Source organism: Scandinavium sp. (assembly GCF_036271055.1).
GTDB lineage: Bacteria > Pseudomonadota > Gammaproteobacteria > Enterobacterales > Enterobacteriaceae > Scandinavium.
Window position 1 is genome coordinate 111,214 of sequence record NZ_DATBBJ010000059.1, and the last position, 21,140, is coordinate 132,353.

Annotated in this window: 15 protein-coding genes; 7 read left to right on the forward strand and 8 right to left on the reverse strand. The window is 54.4% G+C overall.

The window, feature by feature from the left end; all coding sequences use genetic code 11:
• Nucleotides 1-5 precede the first annotated feature (5 nt).
• From lolA to lrp, 3 genes are all read right to left on the reverse strand, one after another.
• Nucleotides 6-617 carry an outer membrane lipoprotein periplasmic chaperone LolA gene (lolA, locus tag VH187_RS08545; RefSeq protein WP_329701033.1) on the reverse strand — a complete coding sequence of 204 codons (612 nt, stop codon included), beginning with the start codon at nucleotides 615-617 and terminating at the stop codon, nucleotides 6-8.
• Nucleotides 618-746: 129 nt separating this feature from the next.
• Nucleotides 747-4,595 (reverse strand): DNA translocase FtsK 4TM domain-containing protein, encoded by a 3,849-nt coding sequence (locus VH187_RS08550; protein WP_329701034.1) that lies wholly within the window; start codon nucleotides 4,593-4,595, stop codon nucleotides 747-749.
• Nucleotides 4,596-4,715: 120 nt separating this feature from the next.
• The gene (gene lrp, locus VH187_RS08555; protein WP_000228473.1) at nucleotides 4,716-5,210 is read right to left on the reverse strand and encodes a leucine-responsive transcriptional regulator Lrp; all 495 of its coding nucleotides are present in this window, start codon (nucleotides 5,208-5,210) and stop codon (nucleotides 4,716-4,718) included.
• Between the two features lie 549 nt (nucleotides 5,211-5,759).
• Here lrp and trxB point away from each other — a divergent pair.
• The 5 genes from trxB (at nucleotide 5,760) to infA (ending at nucleotide 11,627) form a co-directional block, all read left to right on the forward strand.
• Complete coding sequence (gene trxB / locus VH187_RS08560) at nucleotides 5,760-6,728, forward strand: thioredoxin-disulfide reductase (RefSeq protein WP_329701035.1); 969 nt, start codon at nucleotides 5,760-5,762, stop codon at nucleotides 6,726-6,728.
• A gap of 115 nt (nucleotides 6,729-6,843) precedes the next feature.
• Nucleotides 6,844-8,610, forward strand: coding sequence for a heme ABC transporter permease/ATP-binding protein CydD (gene cydD, locus VH187_RS08565; RefSeq protein WP_329701036.1), 1,767 nt, complete (start codon nucleotides 6,844-6,846; stop codon nucleotides 8,608-8,610).
• Nucleotides 8,611-10,332 (forward strand): heme ABC transporter ATP-binding protein/permease CydC, encoded by a 1,722-nt coding sequence (gene cydC, locus VH187_RS08570; protein ID WP_329701037.1) that lies wholly within the window; start codon nucleotides 8,611-8,613, stop codon nucleotides 10,330-10,332.
• Nucleotides 10,333-10,430: 98 nt separating this feature from the next.
• Entirely contained in the window at nucleotides 10,431-11,135 is a 705-nt protein-coding gene (gene aat / locus VH187_RS08575; RefSeq protein WP_329701038.1) for a leucyl/phenylalanyl-tRNA--protein transferase, read from the forward strand.
• 273 nt (nucleotides 11,136-11,408) lie between these two features.
• Nucleotides 11,409-11,627, forward strand: a complete 219-nt coding sequence (gene infA / locus VH187_RS08580; protein WP_002211347.1) for a translation initiation factor IF-1 — start codon at nucleotides 11,409-11,411, stop codon at nucleotides 11,625-11,627.
• Between the two features lie 141 nt (nucleotides 11,628-11,768).
• Here the strand turns inward: infA and clpA are convergent, their stop codons facing one another.
• Both clpA and clpS read right to left on the reverse strand, forming a co-directional pair.
• Entirely contained in the window at nucleotides 11,769-14,045 is a 2,277-nt protein-coding gene (clpA, locus tag VH187_RS08585; RefSeq protein WP_329701039.1) for an ATP-dependent Clp protease ATP-binding subunit ClpA, read from the reverse strand.
• Between the two features lie 30 nt (nucleotides 14,046-14,075).
• Nucleotides 14,076-14,396 carry an ATP-dependent Clp protease adapter ClpS gene (gene clpS, locus VH187_RS08590; RefSeq protein WP_329701040.1) on the reverse strand — a complete coding sequence of 107 codons (321 nt, stop codon included), beginning with the start codon at nucleotides 14,394-14,396 and terminating at the stop codon, nucleotides 14,076-14,078.
• Nucleotides 14,397-14,733: 337 nt separating this feature from the next.
• Between clpS and cspD the strand changes: the two genes are divergently transcribed.
• Nucleotides 14,734-14,961: a cold shock-like protein CspD gene (gene cspD / locus VH187_RS08595; RefSeq protein WP_329701041.1), complete on the forward strand. Its 228-nt coding sequence runs from the start codon at nucleotides 14,734-14,736 to the stop codon at nucleotides 14,959-14,961.
• A 68-nt stretch (nucleotides 14,962-15,029) separates the two neighbouring features.
• Here cspD and macB read toward each other — a convergent pair whose 3' ends face one another.
• Nucleotides 15,030-16,973, reverse strand: a complete 1,944-nt coding sequence (gene macB, locus VH187_RS08600) for a macrolide ABC transporter ATP-binding protein/permease MacB (RefSeq protein WP_329701042.1) — start codon at nucleotides 16,971-16,973, stop codon at nucleotides 15,030-15,032.
• Nucleotides 16,970-18,085: a macrolide transporter subunit MacA gene (macA, locus tag VH187_RS08605; protein ID WP_329701043.1), complete on the reverse strand. Its 1,116-nt coding sequence runs from the start codon at nucleotides 18,083-18,085 to the stop codon at nucleotides 16,970-16,972. The genes macB and macA overlap by 4 nt, the downstream gene beginning before the upstream one ends.
• A gap of 150 nt (nucleotides 18,086-18,235) precedes the next feature.
• On the opposite strand from macA, the gene VH187_RS08610 reads away from it, so the two are divergent.
• The gene (locus VH187_RS08610; RefSeq protein ID WP_329701044.1) at nucleotides 18,236-19,192 is read left to right on the forward strand and encodes a VirK/YbjX family protein; all 957 of its coding nucleotides are present in this window, start codon (nucleotides 18,236-18,238) and stop codon (nucleotides 19,190-19,192) included.
• On the opposite strand, the gene VH187_RS08615 is transcribed toward VH187_RS08610, so the two are convergent.
• A complete protein-coding gene (locus tag VH187_RS08615) occupies nucleotides 19,189-20,847 on the reverse strand; it encodes an ATP-dependent endonuclease (RefSeq protein WP_329701045.1) in 1,659 nt (552 codons plus the stop codon). The genes VH187_RS08610 and VH187_RS08615 overlap by 4 nt on opposite strands.
• Nucleotides 20,848-21,140: the final 293 nt, after the last annotated feature.

Sequence of the window (21,140 nt, forward strand, 5' to 3'; positions counted from 1 at the left end):
GCCTCTTATTTACGCTGATCGTCCACCGTTACCCCTTTTGGCGGAGTAAAGGTAAATTTGGATGCATCCACCGCACCGTTTTGCTGGGATTTCAGCTGATAACTGCTGCGCTGATCGTCCTGCTCAATGGCGCTGAACTGATGAATAGTCCCGTCGCGGCTAACGTTGATGGTGAACTCTTTCAGGTTACCGTTGCTGCCTTTTGGCGTCAGGACAAAGTCATCACCGTTTTGCTTGATATTGTAATGCTGCCAGTCGCTGGACTGGTTACGGGCAATCAGCATAAACGGCGTGTTGCTGGTCGCGTCTTTCAGCCAGGTGGCGGTCGCCTGTTCCACAAACGGGTTGTAGAACCACAGCGTTTTGCCATCAGACACCAGAATGCTTTCATCCGGCTGCGTCATGTGCCAGTTAAACAAGTTAGGACGCTTCACGGATAAATCGCCCTGCCCATCCTGCACCGCGTTTCCGCTGCCATCGGTCACTTTCTGTGTGAAGCTGGCGTTGAAACTGCTCACTTTATCCAGACGGCTTTTCAGATCGCTCGCGGCATCGGCCCAGACGCTGCTGGCAACAAAACTGGTCAGTAAGGCACAGGTGATGGCAAATTTTTTCATCTTCATTCCTTAAATGCGTCACTCCCGACGCGGGAGTCTCTTTGTCCCCACTGTAGGCTCAGCGCCTACAGCAGGACAGGAGAAAATACTGATTTATTGGCTATTTACGCAACTTTTCAAATGTTGCGTTTAATCGAATGGCGGTGGGGCAAGCACTTCACGGTTACCGTTATGGCCCGCTTCGCTGACAATCCCCTGCACTTCCATCTGTTCGATGATTCGCGCGGCACGGTTATAGCCGATGCGGAACTGACGTTGAACGCCCGAAATCGACGCTTTGCGTTTTTCGGTCACAAAGTTCACAGCCTGATCGAACAACTGATCCAGTTCTTCACCGTCGGCCAGACCTGCGCCACCCCCTTCACTTTCGCTATCGGAGGTAATGCCATCAACATATTGCGGACGGCCACGCGCTTTCCAGTCCTGAACCACCGCATGCACTTCTTCATCGCGCACGAACGCACCATGAACACGGGTCGGCGCAGCGCTTGAGTTCGGGCCAGAGTAGAGCATGTCGCCCATTCCCAGCAGCGATTCCGCGCCTGCCTGGTCAAGGATGGTACGGGAGTCGATTTTGCTCGATACGGTAAACGCGATACGAGTCGGGATGTTGGCTTTAATCAGACCGGTAATAACGTCAACCGACGGACGCTGCGTTGCCAACACCAGGTGAATCCCTGCGGCACGGGCTTTCTGCGCCAGGCGGGCGATCAGTTCTTCCACCTTTTTACCGACGGTCATCATCAGGTCAGCAAATTCATCCACCAGCACCACGATGTACGGCAGTTTTTCCAGCGTTGGATGGACGGCATCCATGCTGTCACCCGGTTTCCAGTAAGGATCCGGAATCGGACGGCCCATTTGCGCCGCCTGCATGATTTTCTCGTTGTAACCCGCGAGGTTACGCACGCCGAGCGCTGACATCAGTTTGTAGCGACGTTCCATTTCATTGACGCTCCAGCGCAAGGCGTTGGCCGCATCTTTCATGTCCGTCACAACTTCTGTCAGCAGGTGCGGGATACCTTCGTAGACTGACAGCTCCAGCATTTTCGGGTCGATCATAATAAAGCGAACTTCATCCGGCGTCGCCTTGTACAACATGCTGAGGATCATGGCGTTCACGCCCACGGACTTACCCGAGCCGGTTGTACCCGCGACCAGCAGGTGCGGCATTTTACCGAGATCGGCAATCACTGGCTCACCGGCAATGTCTTTCCCCAATACCACGGTCAGCGGCGATGGATTATCGCGGAACTTAGCGCAGTCCAGCACTTCACGCAGATAGACGGTTTGACGTTTTTTATTCGGTAATTCCAGACCCACGTACGGTTTGCCTGGGATAACCTCAACCACGCGCACAGCAACGGTCGACAAAGAACGTGCGAGGTCACGGGAAAGGTTTGAAATACGCGCCGCTTTAACACCCGGAGCCAGATTCAATTCGAAACGGGTAATGACCGGGCCCGGCGAGTAGTTCACGACATCCGCTTTAATGCGGAAATCGGCCAGACGCGTTTCAACCAGACGCGCGGTTTGCTCCAGTGCAAAGGTATCAACCGGTTCAATTTCGCTTGGCGGCTGGGTCAGCAGATCCAGCGAGGGCAGCGGCGAGGTCGGTCTCTGCAACGGACGATCGTCACCGTTACGCATCAGCAGCGGGTGAATCAGGCTTTCCTGTGGCTGAGCCGCAGGCTGCTGCTGAGGTTGTTGATATGTCTGCTGTGGCGCAACCTGAGCCGGTTGTTGATACGCCTGCGTTTGCGGCTGATGCACCGGTTGCTGTGGTGGCATTTGCTGCGGCTGCTGGTAGGCCTGTTGTGGCGCTTCCGGCATTACACTTGGCGTAAATAACGGTGCTTTCGGCGTATCGTCAACCAGCGTTTTCATTGGTGAGAATTCATAGTCCGACGGGGAGAATGGATTCGCACCCTGCGGTTGTTCACTCGAATAACGCTGTTGTTGCTGAGAAGCAAACTGACGGGCCAGTTCGGCTTCTTCTACGTCATCTTCGCTCTCTGAGGCACCGTCGTAGCTGTTATCTTCGTATTCTTCGCCGTAGCGCTGCTGTTGAGTGGCAGCAAACTGACGCGCCAGCTCGTCCTGATGCAGCTCATTACCTTCTTCGTCACCCATCAATTCATCGGAATAGTGCTGACGGCGTTCTTCTTCACGTTCTTCAGCCATGCGCTGAGAAGGCAATTTAATACCGAAAGAAGCCCTTGCCAGCTCGCGACGCGTAGGCACACGAACACGGTTTGGTCGTGGAAGTTGTGGACCAATACCTTCTTTAATTTGCGGACGTGGCGCTTCTCCCGGGCTGAACATCGGAGCGGCAGACGCAGCAGCCGTGGCGGCGGCAGCCACACCGGTTGCCTGGTGAACGCTTGCAGCGACAGGTGCAACAGCAGCCATCGGGTCAACAAGAGAGGCCGGCGGCGTCGGGACCGACGGCATGGTCGGCATCACGGTTGCAGGTTCTGGCGTTGGCTGATACCAGGCTGCCAGTTGCTCACGTTCGCGCGCGCGCTTCTCTTCTACTTCTTCGAAATAGTAGAGCGGCGGGCGCTGCGGTTTGATTTCTTCTTCCGCTTCCGGTGCTACGTCCGGCATCTGCGGAGCTTGCTCCACAGGGGCGGTATATTGAGGCTGAGCGTGATACTCCGGCTCTGGCTGCCATGGCTGTTCCGGCTGCGCATATTGCGGCTCCGGCTCCTGCCACAGATCATCGACAGAAGGCAGATGACGGAAGGCTTCTGGCTCTACGTACTCAGGTTTCGCAACCGGTGCCTGCGGCGGCCAATTGTCCGGAGACGGAGCAATGACTGGCTCAGGTGAGTGCGGTGTTGGCGCAGCCTGCCATTCGACATTTGTCGGTGCCATATCAGCGCCCGATACGGACGGTGCAACCATGGCCGGTGCGGCATGTTCTGCCCAAGCCTGAACGGCTCCTGTTGCAGCGGCTGCCGCGGCAACAGGTTCAGCGATAGACTGACCATTCATCAGCGGGTCATTTTCATCCCACGCTTGTGGTCGCGTCGCGCTGTTGCCCGAGAATAAAACATCATCAGCATCCGCATGACGCGTTGCGCTATTGCCGGAGAACAAGACGTCGTCAGCGTCGGCGGCCTGGCCACGTGCACTGTACTGAATGTCTTCTTCAGACTCATCCATACGCTTGCCAGAGAACAGCGCGGCGTCAGTTTTACGTCCCATCGGGTTACTGAATTTATCGGCAATGCGCTGGCGACGCGCTAAAGCACCACGCAGAATTCGGGCTCGACGCCCTTCTTTACGCGGTACAGCTTCCTGTTCGTCTTCTTCGTCTTCGTACTCTTCGTCGTCAACCCAGGTATCGTCGCGACGAGTACGGTTGCTGGCGAAGGTGAGAATATTGAGGATCCAGTTGCCAATTTTCTCAGCAATGCTGACCCATGACCAGCCGGTAAAGAGCGTCAGGCCTGCAGCCCAGATGCACAATAATGTTAGGGTTCCGCCGCTGCTGTGCAGCATAGGTTGTAGAGCGGTGCTGAGTAAGCTGCCTATCACGCCGCCGGAGGCGAAATACCAAATGTCATCCGCGTTGATAGCGGCCAGCCCACACATGGTCAGGATCATCGCCAGAACGCCAATCAGGCGTAATGAAACCGCGAAGTAATCCACGTACTCATCTGTTTCTTTATGTCGGTACGCAAACCAGCAGGCACCAATGATCATCACCGGTAAGGTGTAGGCCATTACGCCAAATATGAAGAACAGCGTATCCGCGAGCCATGCCCCAGGCATTCCACCGAGATTGTGGATCGGCTCATGCCAGGCGGTTTGTGACCAACTGGGATCGGAAGGATTAAAGCTGAGCAATGCGGCCATCAACCAGATGGCAAAAAGAGAACAGAGGATCAGGAACGCTTCCAGAAGTCGGCGCCCGCTACTCAATCTGTTGATGGTTACTTCTTTTTCTTCAGTGTATTCCTGGCTCAAGAAAGGCTCTCCAGGTCCTTGATGCTAAAACGGACAACAGCGCCGGGTCTCCCCGGCACTGTTGCTGTATGGATTAACAGGAGTGTAATCAACTTACGCTGATTTTGCACCTGTTCCGTGTTAGCGCGTCTTAATTACCAGACGATTACTCTGCTTGACTTCTTCCATAACCACGTAGGTACGGGTGTCGTTCACGCCGGGCAGGCGCAGCAGGGTTTCACCTAACAGTTTACGGTATGCTGACATGTCGGGTACGCGGGTTTTCAACAGGTAGTCGAAATCACCGGAAACCAGATGACACTCTTGAATTTCTTCAAGTTTTTGCACAGCGGTATTAAATTGTTCAAACACATCCGGGGCGCCACGATTCAGAGTTATCTCAACAAAAACCAGCAGCGATGCATCCAGATAATGCGGGTTCAGCAGCGCGGTGTAGCCCTGAATAAACCCTTGTCTTTCCAGCCGACGTACACGCTCAAGGCAAGGCGTCGGAGAAAGTCCCACTCGTTTAGAAAGCTCGACGTTGGAAATTCGCCCGTCCTTTTGCAATTCGTTCAAAATGTTGCGATCGATGCGGTCGAGATCTTTGCCTGGGCGCTTTTTGCTATCTACCATTATTATTGTCTCTCTGTATTCCTTCCCTACTCCTGTCTTGACCCTGTGCACTTCACTGTTCAGAGCCTGTACCCGTCGTCTGCGTTAAAAATCTGTCACCAGATGTAACGCTCAACCCAAAGGTACGTGTTGAGAAGCCGTTGCCTGTCGGCAGTCATCGTTATCTCGTATGGCGTCTGTCCACGCCATGCGCCGATAATGCTGACCCGGTTAAAAATGGCATTTACGTGCATGAAAATTCACCACACGACAAACACTGTTTTTTCTCCCTTCATTGTTTTCGCAAAAGCACAGGGGATTGTCAAAGCAAAACATCGATTTTTAGTACAACATGCCAGATATTCATTATCACCCAGGGTCAATCCTCATGTTATCTGCTTATAATCATCCCGATAGCAGTAGAATTTGTTATCACTGGCGCTGATAAAACCACCAATTCATTGATGCAATCTATTACACATATCGTTAACAAAATTTCTGCACTCTTTTATTAGTTCGGCAAATTCCCTACAATCGCGCCCATTGTCTGCCAACATTTATGGGGATCTCATGGGCACGGCCAAACACAGTAAACTGCTTATTCTTGGTTCAGGACCTGCGGGCTACACCGCTGCGGTCTATGCTGCACGCGCTAACCTGCAACCGGTTTTGATTACCGGGCTGGAAAAAGGCGGTCAGCTGACCACCACCACGGAAGTGGAAAACTGGCCAGGTGACCCGAGCGACCTGACCGGGCCACTGTTGATGGAACGTATGCATGAGCATGCGGTGAAGTTCGAAACTGAAATCCTGTTCGACCACATCAACAAAGTGGATTTGCAGAATCGTCCGTTTCGTCTGACGGGCGACAGCGGCGAGTACACCTGTGACGCGTTAATTATCGCCACTGGCGCTTCTGCTCGTTATTTAGGTCTGCCTTCCGAAGAAGCCTTCAAGGGCCGTGGTGTCTCTGCCTGCGCAACCTGCGATGGTTTCTTCTACCGTAACCAGAAAGTCGCAGTCATCGGCGGCGGGAATACCGCCGTTGAAGAAGCGCTTTATCTGGCAAACATCGCTGCCGAAGTGCATCTGATCCACCGTCGCGATACCTTCCGTGCAGAGAAAATCCTGATCAAACGTCTGATGGATAAAGTGGAAAGCGGCAATATCGTGCTGCACACCCACCGCACTCTGGAAGAAGTCACGGGCGACCAGATGGGCGTCAGCGGTCTGCGCCTGCGTGATACGCAGAATACTGACAACATTGAGTCGCTCGACGTTGCCGGTCTGTTTGTTGCTATCGGTCACAGCCCGAATACCGCTATTTTTGACGGTCAGCTGGAACTGGAAAACGGCTACATCAAAGTACAGTCCGGCATTCACGGCAACGCGACACAAACCAGCATTCCTGGTGTGTTCGCCGCAGGCGACGTTATGGACCACATTTACCGCCAGGCGATCACCTCTGCGGGTACTGGCTGCATGGCCGCGCTGGATGCCGAGCGTTATCTCGACGGTCTGGCCGATCAGCACAAATAATCTTTACAAGTCAGTAACAAAGGTAAAGAAGGCGACGATAAGTCGCCTTTATTTTTTCCTCGTTGTAACATTGCTGCGCCTAATGATTTCTTATAAGACACCTGCTAAGCGCGCAATGAATAAAACCCGTCAACAAGAGCTTACCCGCTGGCTAAAACAGCAAAGCGTTATTTCCCGCCGTTGGCTGATGCTTTCCCGTCTGCTCGGCGCCGTCAGCGGAGTGCTGATTATCGCTCAGGCCTGGATCCTGGCCCGCATTCTGCATCATATGATCATGGAGAATATTCCACGCGAGGCGCTGCTGCTGCCCTTTGTGATGCTGATCCTGGTGTTTATTCTGCGTGCCTGGGTGGTCTGGCTGCGTGAGCGTGTCGGCTTCCATGCCGGACAACATATTCGCTTTGAAATCCGCAAAATGGTGCTCGACAGGCTTCAACAAGCCGGGCCTGCGTGGATCCAGGGAAAACCTGCGGGCAGTTGGGCGACGCTTATTCTTGAGCAAATCGACGATATGCACGATTACTACGCTCGCTATCTGCCACAAATGGCGCTGGCGACATCGGTCCCGCTGCTTATCGTGCTGGCAATATTCCCCTCCAACTGGATGGCAGCATTAATTCTGTTGTGTACTGCACCGCTGATCCCCATGTTTATGGCGCTGGTCGGCATGGGTGCGGCGGATGCCAATCGACGTAATTTCCAGGCGCTGGCTCGCCTGAGCGGCCATTTCCTTGACCGCCTGCGCGGCATGGACACCTTACGTATTTTCGGTCGCGGTCAAGCCGAAACCGACAACATTCGCCAGGCTTCCGAAAGTTTCCGCCAGCGCACTATGGAAGTGCTGCGCCTCGCGTTCCTTTCCTCGGGCGTTCTGGAGTTTTTCACCTCCCTTTCGATTGCCGTCGTCGCCGTGTATTTTGGATTTTCCTACCTCGGACAACTGAACTTCGGCAGCTACGGCGTGCCGGTGACGTTGATGTCTGGCTTTTTGGCGCTGATCCTGGCCCCTGAATTTTTCCAGCCACTGCGTGACCTCGGCACCTTTTATCACGCCAAAGCACAAGCCGTTGGCGCAGCCGACAGCCTTAAAACCTTCCTTGAAGCCCCGCTGGCGCAAGCACAGCGTGGAAACGTCATGCCCGAAGAGAACCAGCAAGTGTCTCTTGTGGCACGTGAGTTGGTGATTAAATCACCGGAAGGAAAAATCCTCGCCGGGCCGATGAATTTCAGCCTTGGTTCAGGTGAACGCGTGGTGCTGGTAGGTCAGAGCGGATCAGGAAAGAGTTCACTGCTCAACACGCTGGCAGGTTTCCTGCCTTATGAAGGTTCGCTGGAAGTGAACGGCACAGAACTGCGCGACCTGGATCCCGACGCATGGCGGCGCTTACTGAGCTGGGTCGGCCAAAACCCGCAGCTCCCGGCACCTACGCTGCGTGACAATGTGTTGCTTGCCAATCCAAAAGCCAGTGAAGCGCTGTTACAGCACACGCTCGAACGCGCCTGGGTTAACGAATTTGCCAGCCAGCTTCCGCAAGGCATTGATACGCCAGTGGGCGATCAGTCGAGCCGTTTATCCGTCGGGCAGGCGCAGCGTGTGGCCGTTGCCCGCGCCCTGCTCTCTCCTTGTCGCTTATTGCTGTTGGATGAACCCGCCGCCAGCCTTGATGCGCACAGCGAGCAGCGCGTGATGCAGGCGCTGATGGAAGCGTCGGCCAATCAGACCACGCTTATGGTTACTCATCAGCTGGAAAATCTCGCCGAATGGGATGCGGTTTGGGTGATGCATCAAGGGCAGATCGTCGAACAAGGCCGATTTGAACAGCTTGCGGCTGCGCAGGGGCATTTTTATCGCCTGCTTGCCCACCGTCAGGAGGAGATTTAAATGCGCGTGTTAGCCCCTTACCTGGCCCTCTATAAACGTCACTATTTGCTGCTGTCTCTCGGCGTTGTGCTTGCCATTGTCACGCTGTTAGCAAGTATTGGCCTGATCACCCTTTCCGGCTGGTTCCTGTCGGCCTCTGCCGCAGTGGGATTTGCCGGAGCCTATAGCTTTAACTATATGTTACCCGCCGCAGGCGTGCGCGGTGCCGCTATCGTCCGTACCGCCGGACGCTATTTCGAGCGACTGGTCAGCCATGATGCGACATTCCGCGTGCTGCAACATCTGCGCGTGTTCGCGTTCAGCAAGCTGTTGCCGCTCTCCCCTGCCGGGCTGGCTCGTTTTCGTCAGGGCGAATTGCTCAACCGCGTGGTGGCTGATGTCGATACGCTCGACCATCTTTATCTGCGGGTCATTTCGCCGCTGATAAGCGCCCTTGTGGTCATTCTGGTGGTCACGTTTGGCCTAAGTTTCTTAGATGTCACGTTGGCACTGACGCTGGGCGGTATTATGCTGCTGACACTGGTCGCCCTGCCGCCGCTGTTTTATCGCGCCGGAAAACCGACCGGGGAAAGCCTGACAAAACTTCGCGGTGACTATCGCCAACAGCTCACAGCGTGGCTGCAAGGCCAGGCCGAATTAACGATTTTTGACGCCAGCACGCGCTATCGCGAGCAAATGGAGCAAACGGAACTGAGCTGGCACGAAGCCCAGCGCCGTCAATCCGAGCTCACCGCCCTTTCTCAGGCGCTGATGTTACTGATCGGCGCGTTCGCAGTGCTCGTGATGCTATGGATGGCTGCTGGCGGTGTGGGTGGCAACAGCCAACCCGGACCACTCATTGCATTGTTTGTCTTCTGTGCGCTGGCTGCGTTTGAAGCGCTGGCTCCCGTGATCGGTGCATTCCAGCATCTGGGTCAGGTGATGGCCTCCGCGTTCAGAATCACCGAATTAACCGGACAGAAACCGGAAGTCGAATTCCCGCAAACAGTTTCAGACGTGCCGCAACAGGTGAGCCTGACGTTGAATAACGTCAGTTTTAGCTATCCACAACAAACGCAGAATGCACTCGATAACATCAATTTGCAGGTGAATGCCGGTGAGCATGTTGCGATTCTCGGGCGTACCGGATGCGGTAAATCAACGTTGTTGCAGCTGTTGACCCGCGCGTGGGATCCGCAACACGGTGAATTACTGTTGAACGGACAGCCGATTGCGACGCTCGACGAAATGACGCTGCGCCGCAGCATGAGCGTCGTACCGCAGCGCGTACATCTGTTCAGCGCGACATTACGCGACAACCTGCTGCTGGCAGCGCCTGCGGCCACAGACGAAGCGCTGGAAACCGTGTTGATTCGCACCGGTCTTGAAAAATTACTGGAAGATAGCGGTCTTAATAGCTGGCTGGGTGAAGGCGGTCGTCAGCTTTCTGGCGGAGAGCTGCGTCGTCTGGCCATTGCACGTGCCCTGCTGCACGACGCCCCACTGATGTTACTCGACGAACCAACCGAAGGACTCGACGCCACTACTGAGAGCCAAATTCTTGATTTGCTGGCTGATGTAATGCGCGACAAAACCGTACTGATGGTCACCCATCGCCTGCGCGGGCTGGCGCGTTTTGAGCAAATAATTGTGATGGACAACGGCCAAATTATTGAGCATGGTAATCACGCAGAATTGCTGGCCCAGCAAGGGCGTTATTATCAGTTCAGACAGCGTCTGTAAGTTATTTTACCCTATATAATTTGAGTTGCAGGAGCGTTGGCTGTTGCTCAAAGAATAACGGGTATATCAATTTATTATCAGGCGTGGAGTCTCGAAGTATGCGGCTGGTCCAGTTGTCACGTCACACCATCACCTTCCCGTCGCCGGAAGGTGCCCTGCGTGAGCCTAACGGTTTGCTCGCGCTGGGTGGCGATCTCAGCCCGGCGCGACTGCTGATGGCCTATCAGCGCGGTATTTTCCCCTGGTTCTCACCCGGTGACCCCATTTTGTGGTGGTCGCCCGATCCTCGCGCCATTTTGTGGCCTGATGCATTTCATATCAGTCGCAGTATGAAGCGATTTCATAAATCATCGCCCTATCGCATCACGCTGAATCACGCCTTTGGTCAGGTGATCGAAGGCTGTTCGGGCGATCGTGATGAAGGCACGTGGATAACGGAGAGCATCGTGCAAGCCTATCATCGCTTACACGAGCTGGGACATGCGCACTCCATTGAAGTCTGGTGCGGAAACGAGCTGGTTGGCGGCATGTATGGCGTGGCGCAAGGGGCATTGTTCTGCGGCGAATCCATGTTCAGCCGGGCGGAAAATGCGTCGAAGAGCGCGCTGCTGGTTTTCTGTCAGGCTTTTGCAGCCCACGGCGGCAAGCTGATGGATTGCCAGGTGCTGAATAGTCATACGGCGTCGCTTGGCGCAGTTGAAATCCCTCGTCGTGAGTATCTTGAACATCTCGCGGAGTTTCGGGCGCAACCGCTGCCAGGGCATTTCTGGGTACCACGCACGCTCTTTTCACCTGGAGCGTAAATGTTTCGGCACATTTTTTGTCAGGGTGATATAATTGTGCCTGAAGTCGTTTCTGCCTGTTGCCCCGCCATCGTTTCAGGAATATCCCCTCTACGTTTGCGCTCGTCACAGTCTTCATCTGTGGCAGACGGGTAATGCGCAAAAACGATCTCTTTTTTACCCTCCACGCCGGTATTAGGCCGAAAGATGGCGGGTAAATCTTTACTTAATGGCTGAATTTCGGCATTATCTTGCCGGTTCAAAACTATGGTAGTGATACCCCCCGAGGACTAGATGGCCAAAGAAGACAATATTGAAATGCAAGGTACCGTTCTCGATACGTTACCTAACACTATGTTCCGCGTAGAACTGGAAAACGGTCACGTGGTAACTGCGCATATCTCCGGTAAAATGCGTAAAAACTACATCCGCATTTTGACGGGCGACAAAGTGACTGTTGAGCTGACCCCGTACGACCTGAGCAAAGGCCGCATTGTCTTCCGTAGTCGCTAATCACTTTCAGGCCCTCATTAAGGGCGACTGAATGCATAAAGGTCGGGCATCCCGGCCTTTTTTGTGTCTGTTATTCAGTCGAGAATGATTTAGACAAAAAAACCGGGCAGTGCCCGGTTTGGTTTTGCATTTCACATCTTGCTAGTGTGCGGCTTCGGCTTTGCGTTTTTGCGCAGCCTGGAAGTCGTACGTCAGCGCGTTGTTTTTGGTATCGAGTGCGACTGTCACCTGCCCGCCGTCAACCAGCGAACCAAACAGCAGTTCGTTGGCGAGCGGTTTTTTCAGATTGTCCTGAATCACACGCACCATTGGGCGCGCACCCATCGCACGGTCGTAGCCTTTCTCGGCCAGCCAGTTGCGGGCTTCCTGACTCACTTCCAGCGACACGCCTTTCTGATCAAGCTGCACCTGCAGTTCGACGATGAACTTGTCGACAACCTGATGGATGACATCGGTCGACAGGTGATCGAACCAGATGATGTTGTCCAGACGGTTGCGGAATTCCGGCGTGAAGATTTTTTTAATCTCTTCCATCGCATCGGTGCTGTTATCCTGATGGATAAGGCCAATGGATTTACGCTCGGTTTCACGCACCCCGGCGTTGGTGGTCATCACCAGCACCACGTTGCGGAAGTCCGCTTTGCGCCCATTGTTGTCGGTCAGCGTGCCGTTGTCCATCACCTGCAACAATAGGTTGAAGACGTCCGGGTGCGCTTTCTCGATTTCATCGAGCAGCAGTACCGCGTGCGGATGTTTAATCACCGCATCCGTCAGCAACCCGCCCTGATCAAAGCCCACATAGCCCGGAGGCGCACCAATCAGGCGGCTTACCGTGTGGCGTTCCATGTATTCCGACATATCGAAACGCAGCAGCTCAATGCCGAGCGCTTTCGACAGCTGCACGGTCACCTCGGTTTTCCCGACCCCGGTTGGCCCGGCGAACAGGAAGGAACCGACCGGTTTGTGATCCTGACCGAGACCCGCACGGCTCATCTTGATGGCTTCGGTTAAGGCCTCAATGGCTTTATCTTGTCCGAAGACCAGCATTTTCAGGCGGTCGCCGAGATTACGCAGCGTGTCACGATCGCTCTGCGACACGCTTTTCTCCGGAATACGCGCGATACGCGCCACCACGGATTCAATATCCGCGACGTTAACCGTTTTCTTGCGTTTGCTGACCGGCATCAGACGCGCACGCGCGCCCGCTTCATCGATAACGTCAATCGCCTTATCCGGCAGATGACGATCGTTGATGTACTTCACTGCCAGCTCCACCGCCGCACGCACCGCTTTGGCGGTATAACGCACGTCGTGGTGCGCTTCGTACTTCGGTTTCAGGCCGTTAATGATTTGCACGGTTTCTTCTACCGACGGCTCAGTAATATCAATTTTCTGGAAGCGACGCGCCAGCGCACGGTCTTTTTCGAAAATATTGCTGAATTCCTGATAAGTAGTCGAACCCATGACCCGAATTTTACCGCTGGAGAGCAGCGGTTTAATCAGGTTTGCCGCATCTACCTGGCCGCCCGACGCCGCACCCGCACCGATGATGGTGTGGATCTCGTCGATAAACAGGATGCTGTTGGTATCCTGCTCCAGCTGTTTCAGCAGCGCTTTAAAGCGTTTTTCAAAATCGCCACGGTATTTGGTGCCGGCCAGCAGCGAGCCAATATCCAGCGAGTAGATGGTGCAATCGGCGATCACTTCCGGTACGTCACCCTGCACAATACGCCAGGCGAGACCTTCCGCAATCGCGGTTTTGCCGACGCCGGATTCACCGACCAGCAACGGGTTATTTTTACGACGACGGCACAGGACCTGGATGGCGCGTTCCAGCTCTTTATCGCGACCAATCAGCGGGTCGATGCCGCCTACGCGAGCAAGCTGATTCAGATTGGTGGTGAAGTTTTCCATACGATCCTCCCCGCCTGCTTGCTCTTCTGTATTCGGTTGACTTCCGGAGTCGGAAGACTGGGTTGGCTCGTCTTTACGCGTGCCGTGGGAGATGAAGTTCACCACATCAAGACGGCTCACTTCGTGTTTGCGCAGCAGATAAGCCGCCTGGGACTCCTGCTCGCTGAAGATGGCGACCAGCACATTCGCGCCGGTCACTTCGCTACGACCGGACGATTGAACATGGAAGACGGCGCGCTGTAATACGCGCTGGAAGCTAAGCGTCGGCTGTGTGTCGCGCTCTTCTTCACTCACGGGTAATACCGGCGTGGTCTGTTCGATGAAGGCTTCGAGTTCCTGACGCAGCGCCACCAGATCCACGGAGCAGGCTTCCAGCGCTTCGCGGGCAGATGGGTTGCTGAGCAGTGCCAGCAACAGATGCTCGACGGTCATAAACTCATGACGGTGCTCGCGCGCTCTGGCGAAAGCCATGTTTAAACTGAGTTCCAGTTCTTGATTGAGCATAGGCACCTCCCCCAATTTGAAGACCTGATATCAGGCCTGTTCCAGCGTACACAACAGCGGATGTTCGTTCTCTTTCGCGTACGTGTTCACCATCGCAACTTTGGTTTCAGCGACTTCGGCGGTAAACACCCCGCAAATCGCTTTCCCCTGATAGTGAACGGCGAGCATCAACTGCGTTGCACGTTCTACATCATAAGAAAAGAATTTCTGTAACACGTCAATAACAAACTCCATTGGCGTGTAATCATCATTAAGTAATAGCACTTTATACATTGACGGCGGCTGTAGCCCGTCGCGCACTTTGTCTTCTGCAAGCTGGTCGAAGTCCAGCCAATCTCGCGTCTTACCCATTGTCAGTGTTCATCTTTGGTTGCTGCTCCGGCGGGAAGCATCCCGTCGGGTTACCAGAGCAAGTTCAATTGAATCTACAGTAAAGCGTAGATAACTATCCTCTATTACTGCCATTCGCTATTCCTGCTATTCGCGACCTCTGTCACATTCCTTGCAATAGCGTTAACTGCTTCAAATTTTGATGCATTTTTCAGCAAACTTCGCACTCTGCCGCTTGACGCGTTGCCCGATTTCTCTAAATTGTACAGGCGAGAGTTGGCGAGGTTTTGAACAGCCCGCTGATTTCACCACCGGTTCTTTCCATCTGATTATAAAGATTCTCGAAGGATGTCGATGTATGGAAATGGGTACTGTTAAGTGGTTCAACAATGCTAAGGGGTTCGGCTTCATCTGCCCTGAAGGCGGTGGCGAAGATATCTTCGCTCATTACTCCACCATCCAGATGGATGGCTACAGAACGTTAAAAGCCGGACAACCCGTTCGGTTTGATGTGCACCAGGGACCAAAAGGCAACCACGCCAGCGTGATTGTTCCTGTTGAAGCAGAAACCGCCGCCGTCGCGTAGCGTTCCACTTCATTGTGTACATCCCGCAGTCAAAATGCCAGTCCTGTCGACTGGCATTTTTATGCCTGCTATTCCCTCGCCAGCGCATCCACCGGGTCAAGCCGGGCCGCATTGCGTGCGGGTAACCAGCCAAACAATACACCGGTCAGCGTTGAACAGATAAACGCCAACAATAGCGCCAATGGTGAAAAACCAATGCCCCAGTCAGGGAGGAAAAGCTGCAACGTGAACGCGATGATGAGCGAGAGACTTACGCCTAACGCCCCGCCGACCAGACACACCAGCACCGCTTCAATCAAAAACTGTTGCAGTACGTCGCTGGCGCGTGCGCCGACCGCCATACGGATGCCGATTTCACGCGTGCGTTCTGTGACCGACACCAGCATGATATTCATCACCCCGATGCCGCCGACGACCAGCGAGATAATCGCCACCAACGTTAAAAACAACTGTAGTGTATGTGTGGTCCGTTCGGCAGTTTTCAAGATACTGTCCATATTCCACGTGAAGAAATCCTTCTTCCCGTGGCGCAAATTGAGCAACCGCGTCAGCTGTTGTTCCGCAATTGTGCTGTCGTAACCTTCGTTGACCCGCACGGTTATCGAATTGAGCCACGACTGGCCCATCACGCGCCCCGCCATGGTGGTGTAAGGCAGCCAGACGCGTAGAATTTTGCTGCTGCCAAACATCGACTGTTTTTCATCTGCCACGCCGATAATGGTCGCGGGCATGTTGCCCACCAGCAGAATTTCGCCGACGACGCTGGCTTTGTGCGGGAAGAGTTGACGGCGCGTATTGCTATCCAGAATCACCACCTGCGCGCGGCCATTCAACTGCACATCGTTGAAGGTGTTACCTTCGCTAAAGGTCATGCCGTAGACGTTAAAATACTGCGAGCCAACCCCTTCGATGCTGGCGGAAACATCGCTATTCCCCACCCGCAAACGCAGACTTTTAGAGACCGCAGGCGTCGCTGAGCGTACCCACGGCTGCTTTTGAATCGCCAGCAAATCGTCGTATTTCAACGCCTGCTGGTATTGCGGATCGTCGTCACCGAAATCTTTGCCGGGATAAACATCAATCGTATTCGTGCCAATCGCCCGAATGTCAGCCAGCACCATCTGTTTCGCCGCATCGCCGACGACCACAATGGACACCACCGAGGTGATGCCGATGATTATCCCGAGCATCGTCAGCAGCGTGCGCATTTTATTGGCTGCCATTGCCAGCCAGGCCATCGTCAGCGCCTCTCGAAAACCGCTGATAAACTGACGCCAGCCCGATAACTCTTCGACAGCGGTCATTTTCTTCGCCGTCGTCATCGCCCCTTTTGGCGCAGGATTATTGATGATTTCGCCATCACGAATTTCGATAATGCGTTCGGCCTGCGCCGCCACCGCCGGGTCATGGGTGACAATAATCACCGTGTGCCCTTGCGATTTAAGCTGATGAAGAATAGCCATCACTTCTTCGCCGGAATGGCTGTCGAGCGCACCGGTCGGCTCATCGGCAAGGATCACTTGTCCGCCGTTCATCAACGCACGGGCGATACTCACACGCTGCTGCTGCCCGCCGGAAAGCTGCGACGGCTGATAATCGACGCGGTCGCCCATTCCGAGACGCTGTAATAGTTGCTGTGCCCGCTCAAGACGGCGCTTGCGTTCCGCCCCGGCATAAACCGCAGGCACTTCCACGTTTTGCGCCGCCGTTAAGTGCGATAACAGATGATAGCGCTGGAAAATAAAGCCGAAATGCTCACGCCGCAGACGCGCCAGCGCATCGCCATCCAGCGTCGCTACGTCGGTGCCCGCCACGCGATAAGTGCCACCGGTCGGTTTATCGAGACAGCCGAGAATATTCATCAGCGTCGATTTCCCTGAACCGGACGCACCGACAATCGCCACCATTTCCCCGGCGTTGATATCGAGCGTAATCCCTTTCAGCACGTCAACGCTGAGATCGCCAGAAGGATAACTCCGCCGAATATCACGAAGTTCCAGCAACGCCGTCATTTCGCCGCTCCGGGTTTGCCCTCACCGGTAATGATTTCGTCGCCCTCTTCCAGCCCTTTCACCACTTCCACATCGGTGTCGTTGCGCGAACCAATGGTGATTTCACGCTCTTTCACTTCGCCGTTACGCAATAGACGCACGTTGTAGCGGTTATCGCCCGTGGCATCGCCCAAAGCGGAAAGCGGAATACTCAACACGTTTGTCACACCGGAAAGCTGAATGTGAACCTGCGCGGTCATCTCCAGACGCAGCACGCCTTGCGGGTTCGGAACCTCAAAACGCGCGTAATAGAAGATGGCGTCGTTGACTTTTTCCGGCGTCGGCAAAATGTCTTTCAGCGTGCCTTCATAGCGGGTGAGCGGATCGCCGAGCACCGTAAACCAGGCTTTCTGGCCCGGCTTAAGATGGATCACATCCGCTTCGGACACCTGCGCTTTCACCAGCATGGTGCTGAGATCGGCCAGCGTCAGAATGTTCGGCGCCTGCTGTGCGGCAATGACCGTCTGGCCTTGCAGGGTGGTAATTTGCGTCACTTCGCCCGCCATCGGGGCCACGATGCGGGTGTAATCAAGGTTAGTTTTGGCGGTGTCGAGCGTTGCCTGATTGCGCTGGATCTGCGCGTCAATGGTGCCAATCTGCGCGTCTTTAACCGCCACATCGGTCGCGGTGGTGTCGAGATCCTGACGGGAAATAAGCTGCTTTTGCGCCAGTTGCAGGTTACGGGCGTAAGTGACCTGTGCCAGTTTGCGCTCTGCCAGTGCTTGTAAACGCTGGGCTCGCAACTCCTTCAGCGTTGCATCGACTTCTTTGATCTGGTTTTGCGCCTGCTCAGGGTCGATAACGCCCAGAAGCTGATCTTTTTTCACCTTATCGCCAATCGCCACCGACAGCGTTTTGAGCTGCCCGCTGACCTGCGCGCCCACGTCAACTTTGCGAACCGCATCCAGTTTACCGGTAGCCAGCACGTTTTGTTGCAGGTCGCCCTTACGCACAATCAACGTCTGATAGCTCGGCAGCGGCGCGTTCAGCGTTCGCCACAACCAAACGCCCACCAGCAGCGCTAACACCGCGAGGATCAGATAACTCTTTTTGCGCTTTCCCTTCAGCTTCATAAAAATCCTATACGTTTATCGTCTGCCATCGATTGTATCTAAACATGTCCTCAACGAAACCCTCTCATTTCAGGCAGCCGCTGCTTCGTTGTACCGGCGTTGAAAAATGCGTTGATAAAGTCGCCTTTTCACTCCGGCAGGGCTTTAACTATGTCACTCAACGCAGAACTTTCTTATTCAGAACAACCGATCCTAAAAAGCGGCTGGCAACTGTTTCGCCTGTTGAGTAGCGGCCAGTTGATGCCAGGACTTGCATGGAAAAATCCCGCTTATCGCCGCAAGTTTATGCTGCGATCGCTGGCGACGCCATTCACCACCGCAACCCTGCTCTCGCGCCTTGCCGTACAGCCGCAACTGCTTGAGATGCTGCAGATTCAGCCAGGCCTGCCATGCCGTCTGCATCGCCCCTGGTTATCAATGAATATGCCTCGCCAGAATGCCGCCGTGGCGCTGACCTCGCACTACCAGATGATGGCCGAGCGCTTACCAATGCAGGTGATGAATGCCTGGCTGAGCGGTCGGGGTATGACGCTTGCAACCCTGACCGGACGTGACGAGCAGATCTTTACCATCCGCCTGATTGCAGATGCGTTTCTCGATAAAGAAGGTGAAGCGACGCTGATATTCAGTGATACGAATAATACCGTGCTGGCGGTACTGACCTTTACCCTTTGCCTGTTCGAGGGGAAATCAACGCTGTACATCGGCGGCATGCAGGGTGCGAAATCTGACGTTCCACACGAAATGATTCAGGCGGCGACGAAATCCTGCAATGGGTTATTCCCGAAACGCCTGTTAGTGGAAGCGGCGATGGTGTTCGGCAAGGAGATGAATGTTGAAACACTCCGCGCGGTCAGTAACGAAACGCATATTTACCGCAGCATGCGCTACCGCCGTAAAAAGCAGGACAAGCTGCATGCGGATTACAATAGCTTCTGGGAATCAGTCGGCGGCAGCCTCGAGGCGAATGGCGATTATCGGCTCCCGCTGACAATGCCGCGTAAGCCGATGGAAGAGATCGCCAGCAAGAAGCGCGCCGAATACCGTCGCCGCTATGAATTGCTTGACGGTCTACAGGCGCAGACCGTCGCGGTGTGCCAGCGTTAATCTGCCCGCCCGCGTGCCAGCCACAGCACGCGGGAAAACATCTGACGTAACAGCGTCGGAACGGCTTCAATCCCCCGCCTTCCCGCTTCCATCGCCACTTCAATTGCCAGATCGGGTTTCGATGAACGGTGTATGGCTTTGATGATCACCCGTCGCATATTCATTGGCACGCCAACGGGGAGCTGCGCCACCCGGTGATAAACATCGTTAAACCCTTGCCGGTACATAAAGTGTTCCATATCCAGCGCAGGCAGCGTGGTGAGATGATGACGCTCCAACTCACGATCGTTGTTCAACAGGCCGCGCACCGTTGATGCATATTTTTTTCCGGCCTCATCGCCATCGACTAACACATGCCATTCGATGCCCATCCGGCGAGCAAACTTAATCAGCGGCTTGAGGCCAGACTGGGCAAACTCAATCACCTTAATGCCTTCCGCATCAAAGTGATGCCCGCACTGGCGCGCCAGTTCGTTTATAACCCAGGTTTCGGTTTCCCCCTCGACCAATAACCAGCAGCGGGAAAACAGCGACGACGCACGATTAAAGCGAATATGAAACGCGATACGACGCCCGTCCTCTGCGCTGAGGCCACCCGGCCCGAGCCGCCAGGTGGCGACACGTGAAGAGTCGCGCACCAGCCGACAGACATGCTCGACAGGCGTCATCGACAGCAGTTCACCCGAATTGGTGGTGGTGATGCGCTGGAGCGGCAGCAGATTCAGCAAATTCCACGCCACCGACAGCATGATCGGATGCAACCGTGTTTCCGGATCTTCCACCAGCAGCAACGGGCGCGCGTCTTTATCAAGGCGCACCGCCCCTTTGGCCTGCAACAGCGTAGAGAAAAGGCCCAGCAGGATAACGCGATGACTGCGCCCGCCAGGTTTGTCGATCATACGGTTGATAATATCGAGATAACGCCAGCTGCGTTGTTCATCATGGGAGCGACGGCGCATCAAACGATGACGTGATTCGGCGGTGCCCTGTTCAGAAAAATAGTGTTCCAGAAGCTGCACCATCGCCGACAGCCCCTGACGAATTTGTCCGTCGGATAAATTTTGTGGGCTGGCAACGAGTTCGCGGGAGAGCACATCGAGCTGGCGTGCTGTAATTTCAATATCCGGCACATTCGGCACCGTACCGTTACGAATGCGGCGCATAAAACGCGCATCACGCAGGCGCAAAACCGGCATGAGCCGCACCAGATGGCGCGCCTGAGCATCGATGTCGTCAAGCGGTAGCGCGCGGCCTGCACCATCGATAAAACTGCGCAGGGTCAGCACGCTGTCGTCTTCTGCCAGCTCACCTTCGAGCCGGTAATGGATCCGCTGATAACCATCATCACCTTTGACCCAACAGTCTTCCAAAGGGCGGTAACGGCGCACAAGATGGCGGCCCGGCTCCAGCTCACGAAACGTGAGAACGATATGCAGGTGATGTTCACGCCCCTGTACATCGCCGGGCGGAAACCAAAAATCTTCGCGAACGAAATGATAGAGACTGGATTCCGGCGATAATAATAGCGTCAGTGCATCCAGCAGGCTGGATTTGCCCCAGGCGTTCTCGCCTATCAATACATTGTTTTGTTCCAGCATCAACGATAACCGATTGATACCCCGAAAACCCACAATCTCAACTCTTTCGAGAAGCATACGCCCTCCGCCTGAAAACTTCCCTTTCCCTAACAGGAGTATAGCGACAGGCTTACAGGGGGGATACCCAGGAAAAAGTAATGTTATGACAAAAACGCCCGTGACTTTTTCTTATTGAAACTAATAGCCTTACACTTAATAAACCAGCGCAATAAATTTAATCTTACATACGATTTGTCTGTAAAAAAGTAAACTATACTCAAAACACTTCAGCTACGTACAAGGAATGACCAGACATTAACTTAAATCAAGGTTAACGGTTTTATTTAACTGGTGAAGGGATGGCGTTAGTT